The sequence below is a fragment of the Microbacterium sp. SCN 71-21 genome, from assembly GCF_001725695.1.
Classification (GTDB): Bacteria; Actinomycetota; Actinomycetes; order Actinomycetales; family Microbacteriaceae; genus Microbacterium; species Microbacterium ginsengisoli.
The window spans coordinates 11,883-24,256 of the sequence record NZ_MEGA01000016.1; the positions used below are offsets into that span (position 1 = coordinate 11,883).

6 protein-coding genes and 1 pseudogene are annotated in these 12,374 nt (G+C 67.1%); 6 read left to right on the forward strand and 1 reads right to left on the reverse strand.

The genetic code is table 11. From position 1 onward, the window contains the following. Window positions 1-42 precede the first annotated feature (42 nt). Window positions 43-4,959, forward strand: a complete 4,917-nt coding sequence (locus tag ABT08_RS03725) for an ExeM/NucH family extracellular endonuclease (protein ID WP_288114038.1) — start codon at window positions 43-45, stop codon at window positions 4,957-4,959. A 60-nt stretch (window positions 4,960-5,019) separates the two neighbouring features. Here ABT08_RS03725 and ABT08_RS03730 read toward each other — a convergent pair whose 3' ends face one another. Beyond that, on the reverse strand, window positions 5,020-6,036 hold the full coding sequence (locus tag ABT08_RS03730) for a LacI family DNA-binding transcriptional regulator (RefSeq protein WP_045247317.1): 1,017 nt from the start codon (window positions 6,034-6,036) through the stop codon (window positions 5,020-5,022). Window positions 6,037-6,340: 304 nt separating this feature from the next. On the opposite strand from ABT08_RS03730, the gene ABT08_RS03735 reads away from it, so the two are divergent. The 5 genes and pseudogenes from ABT08_RS03735 to ABT08_RS03755 all read left to right on the forward strand — a co-directional run bounded on the left by ABT08_RS03735 (window position 6,341) and on the right by ABT08_RS03755 (window position 12,358). Next, window positions 6,341-7,669: an ABC transporter substrate-binding protein gene (locus ABT08_RS03735; protein ID WP_045247316.1), complete on the forward strand. Its 1,329-nt coding sequence runs from the start codon at window positions 6,341-6,343 to the stop codon at window positions 7,667-7,669. Window positions 7,670-7,761: 92 nt separating this feature from the next. After that, a complete protein-coding gene (locus tag ABT08_RS03740; protein ID WP_082483084.1) occupies window positions 7,762-9,078 on the forward strand; it encodes a carbohydrate ABC transporter permease in 1,317 nt (438 codons plus the stop codon). After that, window positions 9,078-10,037, forward strand: a pseudogene (locus ABT08_RS03745) (carbohydrate ABC transporter permease); the annotation flags it as partial. The gene ABT08_RS03740 and the pseudogene ABT08_RS03745, both read left to right, overlap by 1 nt. 930 nt (window positions 10,038-10,967) lie before the next feature. Continuing rightward, window positions 10,968-11,492, forward strand: coding sequence for a hypothetical protein (locus ABT08_RS03750; RefSeq protein ID WP_288114041.1), 525 nt, complete (start codon window positions 10,968-10,970; stop codon window positions 11,490-11,492). Window positions 11,493-11,680: 188 nt separating this feature from the next. After that, entirely contained in the window at window positions 11,681-12,358 is a 678-nt protein-coding gene (locus ABT08_RS03755) for a GAP family protein (RefSeq protein ID WP_056207530.1), read from the forward strand. Window positions 12,359-12,374: the final 16 nt, after the last annotated feature.

Genomic DNA, 12,374 nt, shown 5'->3' on the forward strand with positions numbered 1-12,374 from the left:
TTAGCCTCACAGGGTTGCTCTCAGCCCTGAACTAGGAGACTCATGTCCATTTCCCAGCCACGCAGGAGAGCGCTCGCCATCATCGCGGGCGCATCCCTCCTCATCGGCATCGCAGCGCCCGGCACGGCGCTCGCGGCCTCGGCGGCAGAACCCGCCCCGGCCGACGTCATCATCAACGAGGCCTACCTCAAGGGCGGCAGCGCCGGCGCGCCCTTCACCAACAAGTTCATCGAGCTCTACAACGCCGGAGGGACCGCGCAGAACCTGACCGGTTGGTCGCTCCAGTACCGGTCCGCGTCCGGCACCGGCGTGGCGACGACGGTCACCCTCTCGGGCACGATCAACCCGGGTTCGTACTTCCTCGTGCAGGCCGCCTCGAACGGCGCCAACGGCGTCGCGCTGCCCACGCCCGATCAGGTGACGAGCTTCAACCCCGGTGGACAGAACGGCGTGCTCTGGCTCTCCGACCAGTCCTCCCCCCTCACCCTCACCCCGGGCTCGGTGGTCGGCACCCCGGGCGTCGTGGACCTCCTCGGCTACGGCAGCGGCAACACGTTCGAGACCAAGGCCGCCCCCGACGCCGGCGGCAACACCACGCCCAACGCCTTGACGCGCACGGGCTTCGTCGACACCGACGACAACTCCACGGACTTCACGGTCACGACGACCGTCACCCCCCAGAACTCCGGCTCGGGCAGCACACCGAACCCGACCGACTCTCCCAGCGCCTCGCCCTCGCCGACCGCATCGAGCACGCCGACGCCCACCACGTCGCCCACCACGGCGCCGGGTGAGATCACGCCGATCTCCGCGATTCAGGGCACCGGCGACACCTCACCGCTCTCCGGTCAGACCGTCACCACCCGCGGAGTCGTGACCGCGGCCTACCCGACCGGCGGCTTCAACGGCTTCTACATCCAGACCCCCGGCACCGGCGGCGCCATCGACTTGGGCACCCACACCGCATCCGATGCGGTCTTCGTCTTCGGCTCGGCCGCGACCGCGAAGGTCTCCGTAGGCCAGTACGTCGAGGTCACCGGAAGCGTGACCGAGTACCAGGGGCTCACCGAGATCAACGGCACCGCCAATGGCACGACGGTCTTGTCCGAGACGGCGCCGGCGCCCGTCGCGGCTGCGACTGTCGCCTTCCCCGCGACCGACCAGCAGCGCGAGTCGCTCGAGGGCATGCTGATCCTTCCCCAGGGCGACTACACCGTCACCAACACCTACTCGACGAACCAGTACGCCGAGATCGGTCTGGCAACCGGCACCACCCCGCTGATCACGCCGACGGAGATCGCCCGACCCGGCACCGCCGCGTACGCGCAGGCCGTGGCGGACAACGCCGCCCGGGGTGTGACGCTCGACGACGGGGCATCCATCAACTTCCTCAGCTCCGCGAACAAGAGCATCGCGCTCCCGTACCTGAGCGATCACGACATCACCGTCGGTGCTCCGGTCACGTTTGCGAAGCCTGTCGTGCTCGACTATCGCAACAGCACCTGGAAGTTCCAGCCCACCGCGCAGCTCCTGGCGGGGGGAGACACCTCGTTCGTGGCCATCGCGGACGGGCGTCCCACGAGCGCACCGAACGTCGGCGGCGACATCCAGCTCGCCAGCTTCAACGTGCTCAACTACTTCACCACCACGGGCGCCGACTATGTCGCCGCCGGCAACACCTGCTCGTTCTACACCGATCGCGCGGGCAACAACGTGACGGTGAACAACTGCTCGGGATCGGGCCCGCGCGGCGCCGCCGACGCAGCGAACCTGAAGCGTCAGCAGGACAAGATCGTCGCGGCGATCAACGGGCTGGGCGCCGACGTGGTCTCGCTCGAGGAGATCGAGAACTCGTCCAAGTTCGGTAAGGACCGGGATTCCGCGCTCTCGACGCTCGTGAACGCGTTGAACAGCGCCCTCGGATCCGAGCAGTGGTCGTTCGTGCCGTCGCCGGCAGCCGATGCGCTCCTGCCGCTCGACCAGCAGGATGTCATCCGCACGGCGTTCATCTACAAGGCATCGCTGGTCAAGCCGGTCGGCGCCTCCGTCGTGCTCAACGACAGCGCCTTCTCGAACGCGCGCCAACCACTCGCCCAGGCCTTCACGGCGGCCGACGGCACCTCTGCGCAGTTCATCGCCATCGTGAACCACTTCAAGTCGAAGGGGTCGGGAACGGGCGCGGACGCGGACCAGGGCGACGGCCAGGGTGCGAGCAACGCATCGCGTGTGGCTCAGGCGCACGCGCTCGTGGCGTTCGCCGATGGGCTGAAGACGTCCGTCGGCACCGACAAGGTCTTCCTGCTGGGCGATTTCAACTCCTACAGCCAGGAGGACCCGATCAAGGTCATCACCGACGCGGGCTACATCCAGCAGGGCGCCGAGGAGTACACCTACTCGTTCAGCGGCCAGTCGGGTTCGCTCGACCACATCTTCGCGTCGCCGTCGGCTCAGGCCGCGGTCACGGGTGCGCACGTGTGGAACATCAACGCAGGTGAGTCCGTGGCGCTGGAGTACAGCCGCTACAACTACAACGCGACCGACTTCTACCGTGCCGACGCATTCCGATCGAGCGACCACGACCCGCTCGTGGTGGGTGTGACGCTGTCGCACAAGATCGAGCTCAACCTCCTCAACATCAACGACTTCCACGGGCGCATCGACGGCAACACCGTCGCGTTCGCGGGAACCGTCGAGGAGCAGCGCGCCGCCTACGGCGAAGGCAACACCCTCCTGCTGTCGGCCGGTGACAACATCGGTGCCTCGCTGTTCGCCTCCGCGGTCGCCGAGGACAAGCCGACCCTCGACGTGCTCAACGCGCTCGACCTGGCGGCGTCGGCTGTGGGCAACCACGAGTTCGACCGCGGCTACGCCGACCTCTCCGGTCGCGTGCAGGATGCGGCGGACTTCCCGTATCTCGGCGCCAACGTCTACAAGGCGGGCACCAGCGAGCCGGCGCTTCCCGAGTACACCATCGTCGACGCGGGTGGCCTGAAGGTCGCGGTCATCGGCGTCATCACGCAGGAGACCCCGAGCCTGGTCGCTCCCGGCGGCATCACCGGACTCACCTTCGGTGACCCGGTCGCGGCCGTGAACCGCGTCGCGGCGGAACTCGCCGGCACGGTCGACGTGATCGTCGCCGAGTACCACGAGGGAGCGGGGGCGGGAACCCCGGAGAAGGCGACGCTTGACCAGGAGGTCGCGGCCGGCGGTGCGTTCGCGGACATCGTGACGAAGACCTCGTCCAGCGTCGACGTCATCTTCACCGGCCACACCCACAAGCAGTACGTGTGGGATGCCCCGGTCCCGGGTGTCGAAGGCAAGACCCGCCCCATCGTTCAGACCGGCAACTACGGCGAGAACCTCGGACAGGTCGTGCTCTCGATCGACGGCGCGTCCCATGACGTGCTCGGCTACACGGCACGCAACATCGCCCGCTCGACCACCCCGGCGGCCACGCTGATCTCGACCTACCCCCGGGTGGCCGAGGTCAACGCGATCACGAACGCTGCACTCGCGAGCGCGGCGGCCATCGGCAACCAGCCGAAGGGATCGGTCACGGCGGACATCACGACGTCGTACACCGGTGGCAGCTACGTCGACGGGAAGTACGCAGGCGCCACCGCCCGCGACAACCGTGCCGGCCAGTCCACGATCGGAAACCTCGTGGCCGACTCTCTCGTCGCCTCGCTCGGCTCGGCCGATCGCGGCGGCGCCGAGATCGGTGTGGTCAACCCCGGCGGTCTGCGCGCCGAGCTCTTCTACGCTCCGGATGGCACGATCACCTACGCCGAGGCGAATGCGGTGCTCCCCTTCGTGAACAACCTCTGGACGACGAGCCTCACTGGCGCGCAGTTCAAGGCCGTGCTCGAGGAGCAGTGGCAGACCAACGCCGACGGCACGATCCCGTCGCGTTCCTACCTCCAGCTCGGGCTGTCGAAGAACGTCTCGTACACGTTCGACGCGACCGCGGCGCGGGGCAGCCACATCACGGGAATCTGGATCGACGGCAAGCCGATCGACCTCGCGGCCTCGTACCGCATCGGTTCGTTCAACTTCCTGCTGCAGGGCGGCGACAACTTCCGCACCTTCGCTCAGGGCACGAACACGCGCGACTCGGGTCTGATCGACCGTGACGCGTGGATCAGCTACCTCGAGACGCATCAGCCGGTCTCGCCGGACTTCGCCAGCCGTTCGGCGCAGGTTCTCGGTGCGCCGACCACTGCGGTCTCGGCAGGCGACCAGGTGTCGTTCACGGTGTCCGCGATCGACATGACGTCGCTCGGCTCGCCGCTGAACACCACGCTGGAGTACGCGGTCGCCGGCAGCGCGGCGACGTTCACGCCGGTCGCGTTCGTCAACGGGACCGCCACGGTGTCGTTCACGGTTCCGCTCGATGCTCCGGCGTCGACGTCCGTGGTGCTCACCTCACCGGCATCGGGAACCAAGGTCACCGTGCCGCTCACGGTCTCGAACGGCACGGGCCTGCCCGGCACGGGACCCGGAACGGAGGTCCCCGGCACCACTCCGCCGTCGATCATCCCGCTCCCCGTCCCGGATGCCGCGCTGACCGCCGCGCTCGAGGGCAAGATCTCCGCGAGCGACACCACTCCCTCCGTCGGGGATGCGGTGAAGATCTACGTCGGCGTCGAGCACGCCGGCGAGTGGGTCACGGTGTGGGTGCACTCCACCCCGGTGCGCATCGGCACGTGGTTCCTCGTCGATGCGAGCGGTTACGTCACCGTCACCATCCCCGCGGGGGTCTCCGGCGCCCACAGTCTGGTCGTCCAGGACGCTGACGGGAACGTCATCGGCTGGCAGGCCGTGACGATCGCCGACCCGTCGCTCGCGGCTCTGCCGCGCACCGGCGGTCAGGATCTGCAGTGGCTGCTGTGGGCAGGCGTCTTGCTCCTCGGGGCCGGTGCCGCCGCACGGATGACGGTGCGCAACCGTCGCAGCTGAGGCATCCGCCATCGCGCTGCCCGTCCCCGGTTCGCCGGGGGCGGGCAGCGTCGTCTGCGCTCAGGCGCCGGAGGTCGCGGGCGCCGTCGTCGAGGATCGCACCACGAGCCGCGTCGGCAGTTGCAGCCGGTCGGGCACGTCCGTGTCGCCGTCGATGAGCGAGAGCAGGGTGCGCGCGGCGAGCTCGCCGAGCTCCTCGGGGTGCTGCACGATCGTGGTGAGTCCGAACATCTCGGCGTAGTCGTGGCCGTCGACGCCGACGACGCTCAGCTGGCCCGGCACGGGCACGCCCAGTCGGCGCGCCGCGATGATCGCACCGATCGCGATCTCGTCGCACGCCGCAACGATCGCCGTGGGGCGCGACTCCATGTCGGCCAGCAGCGGCACGGCGGCCGCGTAGCCGTCCGTCACGGTGAGGGTCGAGGGCGTCGAGCGCATGGATGCCTCGAGCCCGGCCTGTCTCATCGCCTGCTCGTAGCCGATGCACCGGTCCGCGACATCGCGTGCGCGGGGGGAGTCGTAGGGCGTCACCCCGAGGAAGGCGATCTCGCGGTGGCCGAGCGTGATCAGGTGCTGCGTGATCATCCGCCCGATCGCGATGTTGTCGATGCCGATCGTCGGAATTCCGTTGAGCCCGTTGCCCACGCACAGGGTCGGCTTGCCGATGCCGATCAGCTTCTCGATGTCGTCGTCGTCGGGTTCGAGTGCCACCGCGAGCACGCCGTCGAATCGTTTCCGGGCCAGGAAGAAGCGGTACATGCTCTCGCGATCCTGAGACGCGGGCTCAGCGACGTAGAGCGTCAGGTCGTATCCGGCCGGGATGAGCGCGCGGGTGATGCCCTCGATCATCGAGCCGAAGTACCACCGGTTGACCCTCGGCACGATGACGGCGATCGTGCGCGTGCGACCCGTTGCGAGGCCGGCGGCGTTGGCGGACGCCACGTAGCCCAGAGTGGTGGCGGCATCCGTCACCTTCTTGCGCGTCTCCTCGGAGACATAGCCGCCCCCGCTGAGCGCGCGGCTCGCAGTGGACTTGGAGACCCCGGCCAGGCGGGCGACGTCGGCGATGCCGCTCACTCTCGATCCCTTCATCGTCGACGGGTTCGTGCGACCGGTGGTCGCGGGACTTTCCGTCGCAGTCTAGATGATCACAGAAACTTTAGGGAACCGGTTCCACATGGGACGGCGATTCACAAAGGGGAAATCGGCGCGATATGAGCACCAGAACCTGGAATCACCGCACGAATAGTGGGGTTTATGGATTCGTGACCGGCGCTGGTTGTGGATCGCGTGAACTTCGAATACGGTGCTGTGGAACCGGTTCCGGGGGAATCGGTATGTGAGACGGAAGAATTCCGTGCACTCAAGGAGGAGGAATCACATGGCAACACTGCAGCGGCGCCACGTCCTAGCGCCGGTCGCACTGATCGGAGCCCTCGGGCTCGGTCTGGTCGGGTGCGCCGAGGGCAGCCCCAGCAGCAGCTCCAGCGATCTGTCGGGTCAGACCGTCAAGATCTCGGGCGGGATCACCGGGTCGGAGGCCGACCTGCTGAACCAGTCCTTCACGCAGTTCACCGCCGACACGGGCATCAAGGTCGAGTACACCGGCGACAAGAGCTTCGAGGGAAACATCGTCACCAAGGTGACCGGTGGCTCGGCGCCCGACATCGCCATCGTGCCCCAGCCGGGTCTGCTGAAGACCCTGGTCGGCACGGGCGACGTCAAGAAGGCGTCGGACACCGTCTCGGCCAACGTCGACAAGTACTGGTCGAAGGACTGGAAGACGTATGGCACGGTCGACGGCACGTTCTACGCCGCGCCCATGCTCGCCAACGTCAAGGGCTACGTCTGGTACTCGCCGGCGAAGTTCAAGGAGTGGGGCGTCTCCGTCCCCAAGACCTGGGACGACCTGCTCACCCTGACCAAGACCATTCAGCAGAAGACCGGCCAGGCTCCCTGGTGCGCCGGCTTCGCCTCGGGTGACGCGTCGGGCTGGCCCGGCACCGACTGGATCGAGGACCTCGTCCTGCGTCAGTCCGGCCCCGACGTCTACGACCAGTGGGTCGCCGGCACGGTGAAGTTCACGGATGCCCCGATCAAGAGCGCGTTCGACGCGGTGGGTCAGATCCTCCTGAACCCCCAGTACGTCAACGCCGGCTTCGGAGATGTGAAGAGCATCAACTCGACCGCGTTCGCCGACGTCGCCGCCAAGGTCGCCGACGGCAGCTGCGCGATGACGCACCAGGCGTCGTTCCTCTCGTCGAACTTCCTCGACGTGAAGACCGCCTCGGGTCAGACCCCGAAGGTCGCCCCCGACGGTGACGTCTACGCGTTCATCCTCCCCGGCATCACCGAGGGTGCGCAGTCGGTCGAGGCCGGCGGCGAGTTCGTCGCGTCGTTCAGTGACTCGGCGGCCGTGCAGAAGGTTCTCGAGTACATGTCGAGCCCCGACTTCGCGAACGCCCGCGTCAAGCTCGGCGGCGTGATCTCGGCCAACAAGGGCGCCGACCCGAGCCTGGCCTCGAGCGCGTTCCTCACCGACGCCATGAAGACGCTGCAGGACCAGAACACGGTCGTGCGTTTCGACGCGTCGGACCTGATGCCCGCCACGGTGGGTTCGGGCTCCTTCTGGAAGGGCATGGTCAGCTGGATCGACGGCAAGCCGACCGACCAGGTGCTCAGCGACATCCAGGCCGGCTACAACAACTGATCGCCTGACGGCGGCAGGCCGCCCGTGAGGGGGTCGCTCTTCGGAGCGGTCCCCTCACGGCGCGGTTTCCGCCCTGAATCGAGGGAGAGACGATGTCGTCGCATCCGATGACCGCGAACACGCAGACGCCCCGCGCGGGCGGTACGCGTCGCGTCGCCACCATCATCGCGATCATCGCCGCCGTGGCGGTGGTCGCGTTTTTCGTCCTGCTGGTGACAGGACCCCACGTCGAGAACGCCCGACCGACGACGCTCGGCTTCTCGCTCAACAGCTTCTTCCAGTGGATCGGCAACCTGAATCCGCTGCTGCAGATCCCGATCATGCTCGCCGTCGCGCTCGCGGTGGTCGGCGTCATCCTGCTGCTCATCGAGTACGCCCCCCGTGCGGGGCGCGGATACTTCTGGCTGCGACTGGCCGCGTGCTTCGTGCTGCCGGTGATCGCCTTCATGCTGCTGCGTCCGTACCAGAACGCCGTGCTCTGGGTCGTGGGTATCGCCCTCGGCCTCGGCGCCCTCCTGTTCTTCGCGGACTACCGGGCTCGCGAAGGCGCGGGCTACCTGTTCCAGCTGATCATCTTCCTCACGCCGGCAGCGCTTCTGCTTCTGCTCGGCCTGATCTACCCGGCGATCAGCACTATCTACCAGTCGTTCTTCGACAAGACGGGCAAGTCGTTCGTCGGGCTCGACAACTACATCTGGACCTTCACGAACCCGGAAGGCTTCTGGTCGGTCATCAACACCCTCATCTGGGCTCTCGTCACACCGGTCGTTTCGACGGCGCTCGGCCTCGCGTACGCCGCCTTCATTGACCGTGCACGCGGCGAGAAGATCCTCAAGGTGCTCGTGTTCATGCCGATGGCGATCTCGTTCGTGGGTGCCGGCATCATCTGGAAGTTCATCTACGACTATCGGCAGGGCGACCAGATCGGCCTGCTGAACGCGATCATCACCGGGCTCGGGGGTCAGCCGGTGCCCTGGCTCGACACGGCGCCACTGGTCAACACGATCTGCCTGCTCATCGTGTTCATCTGGACGCAGACCGGGTTCGCCATGGTCGTGCTCTCCGCCGCGATCAAGGCCGTGCCGACCGAGCAGCTCGAGGCTGCGCAGCTCGACGGCACGAACGCGTGGCAGCGGTTCATCAACGTGACGGTGCCCGGAATCCGCTCGTCGCTGGTCGTCGTGCTCACGACCCTGACGATCGCCGCACTGAAGGTGTACGACATTGTGGCGGTGATGACCGGCGGTCGGTCGGACTCGACGGTGCTCGGTTTCGAGATGGTGAACCAGCAGCAGCGGTTCCAGAGCTACGGGCACTCGTCGGCCCTCGCCGTCGTGCTGTTCCTCATCGTGCTGCCGCTGATCATCTACAACGCGCGACAGCTGCGCAAGCAGAAGGAGGTGCGCTGATGGCCGTCATCGACGCCCAGCCCGCATTCGACGCCCGTGCGGCCCGCCGTACGGCGCGAGAGACCCGCCGCAACGAGAACCTGGCGCAGAAGAAGCTGACCTCGAAGCGAGCCACTCTGATCGCGATCCTCATCGCGATCCTGTGGACGATCCCGACGTTCGGCCTGTTCGTCACCTCGTTCCGCCCCGGGGCCGACAGCCAGTCGACAGGGTGGTGGACGGTCTTCGTCAACCCGAGCTTCACCCTCGACAACTACTTCGAGGCGCTCACCTCGGGCGGTACGGCGCTCACCCTCGGGCAGTCGTTCATCAACTCGCTCGCGATCACGATCCCCGCCACGGTCATTCCGATCGCAGTCGCCTCGCTCGCCGCGTACGCGTTCGCGTGGATCGACTTCAAGGGCCGCAACATTCTGTTCGTGTTCGTCTTCGCGCTGCAGATCGTGCCGATCCAGATGGCGCTCGTGCCGCTGCTGAGCCTGTTCTCACGGGGTCTCGAGATCGGGGGAGTGGCGGTGTTCCCCGGCTTCGAGCTGAGGGATGTCGACCACAGCTTCGCGACGGTGTGGATCGCGCACGCGATCTTCGGCCTGCCGCTGGCGATCTTCCTGCTGCACAACTTCATCGCGGAGATCCCGGCGGAGCTCATCGAGGCTGCGCGCGTCGATGGCGCCGGGCACGGCCAGATCTTCTTCCGGATGATCCTGCCCCTCGCGATGCCGGCGATCGCCTCGTTCGCGATCTTCCAGTTCCTCTGGGTCTGGAACGACCTGCTCGTCGCGACTATCTTCGCTCCATCGAGTTCGCTGCCATTGACACAGACATTGAACTCGCTATCCGGCTCGTGGGGCTCGAAGTGGTTCCTGCAGTCCGCCGGTGCGTTCATCTCGATCATCGTTCCGCTGATCGTGTTCTTCGCGCTGCAGCGCTTCTTCGTGCGCGGCCTTCTCGCCGGATCCGACGGGCCGGTGGAGGGGTTCCCTCCACCGGCCCGTCGTTCGCGCGTCGACGGTCGCCGACTGTGGATAACCCCTGGTCATGCCGGTGTACTCGTCTACCTTGGGGCGCATGTCGCAGGCTCCCCGTCGCACCGCTATCGCGTTGATCGCCGCGCTCACCGCGGTCGTGATGAGCGGATGCGGCGCCCCCGCGCCCACCCCGACGCCGACGGCGTTGAGTGAGGCGGAGGCCTATGCCGCGGCGGAGGCGACGTATCGGGCGTATGTCGACGCGTTGAACCGTGTGGACCTCTCCGATCCCACGACATTCGAGCCCGTGTTCGCGTTGACGACCGGTGAAGCGCTTGCCGCGGACCGAAAGACCTTTTCCGACATGCACGCCCGCGCCTACTCGGTATCCGGTAACACTCGCGTTCAGTCGATAGTCGACCGTCGGTTTGATAGTTCGACCGGAGTTGTCGAGCTTGCCGTGTGTCAGGACGTCTCACAAGTGCACGTCGTGGACGAGTCGGGGAACAGTGTCGTAAGTCCGGACCGCCCGGACATCCAGCAGATGCGCTTAAGAGCTGCGCCCCTCTCCTCCGGAGCTACTCGAGCTCTGATCACTTCTTTCGGGCCCGACGAATCAGGCGTGAAGTGCTAGCTCTGACACTCGCGATCTCAGTCGTCGTTGCTGCCGGTCTCACAGCTTCCGGCGTTCAAGGGCAGAACTGTGGAGCGGGCGCCTGGACAGGGCCGTGTGTCGCGAACTCCGGCACCAAGGTAGACCTCGTCGAGCAGCGCGCGCCGTCGGGCGATGCGGGGTCGACGTGGGTGCCTCGCCACTCGCAGTCTGATGATCGGTCGGGCCTGGGCCCGGTGAACTACACGAACGCGACGCCGTTGCAGAGGGTGGGCGACCTCTCGAACCAGGTGGACTGCGGGTTGGCGATGTGTCTGGACCCTGCTCAGCCGGTCGATCCGGGCGTGCCGGCGGTGACCGCCGCGGATATCGCGTCGTTCCGGCCCGACCCGAGCGAGCTGGCGAGTGAGCCGACCGGGGTGGGGATCGTCGGGCTCCCCGCGAACATTCTGACCGGCACGCGTGCCCATGTCGTCGCGGGCACCCTTTTCGACGTGCCGGCGCAGGTGCGTTTCACACCGGCCCGGCACCTGTTCACGTACGGCGACGGTTCTTCCCGCACCACCGTGTCGGCCGGCTCGACGTGGGCGGCCCTCGGCGTTCCGCAGTTCACGCCGACGGCCACGAGCCACGTCTACGGCGCCCGCGGCGAGTACACGATCACCCTCGAGACGTCTTACGCGGCCGAGGCAACCTTCGACGGCGTCACCTGGATCCCGGTCGACGGTCTCGTGACTCCGGAGGCAACGACCGCGCCGATCCAGGTGCTCGAGGCGCGCACCGCGCTGGTCGGCCAGACCTGCGTCGAGAATCCCCGCGCAGCCGGCTGCTGACTGCTGACCGGTCACGACCGACGCAGAACCGTGCAAAGTCGCCCGAAAAGGGGCGTCGCGCGCGCGTGAGTGCTTCGTGCGTCGTGTCAGCCGAACATCGGCCCTGACGCCCGAAACCGGGCACGTACCGTCATCGCAGACGCACCGGGGAGATCCTCCGGGCGACGCGAATCGAACGGAACCCGCACGTGAACGAGCTGCAGAACCTCATCCCCCTCGCTGTCGGCATGATGATCTCGCCGCTGCCGATCGTGGCGATCGTCGCCATCGTGCTGGCGCCCCGCGGCCGGGCCGCCGCGCCGATCTACACGACGACGTTCACGATCGTCTCGCTCGTGTTCCTCGCTCTCGGCGCCGTCTTCTCCGCGAACAGCTCCTCGTCCTCCACATCGGGAAGCAGTTCGACCGTCTCGTTCGTCTTCGCGATCATCATCACCATCGGCTTCGCGCTCTTCGCGGTGCTCAGCTGGATCGGGCGCCCGAAGCCCGGCCAGACCGCGAAGGCACCCTCATGGCTGGCCGCCATCGACAACGTCACTCCCCTCAGCGCCGCGGGACTCGGGTTCGTGATGGCCATCACCAACACCAAGAACATCCCGCTCGCGCTCAAGGGCGGCGCGCTCATCGGCGATGCGCACAGCTCGCTGCCGATCACGATCCTGCTGTGCGTCGTCGTCGCGATCGTCGGCTCGCTCGCGCTGATCGTCCCCGCCCTGATCGCCCTCAGCACCTCCGACCGCGTCATCGGTGCCCTGCAGCGCGTCAAGACGGAGATGATCGCGCACAACGCCGTCATGATGACCGTTCTGTTCGCGATCCTGGCCGCGAACGAAGCAGCCCAGGTCGTCCACCACCTCGTCTCCTGACACCGACCCGCGACAT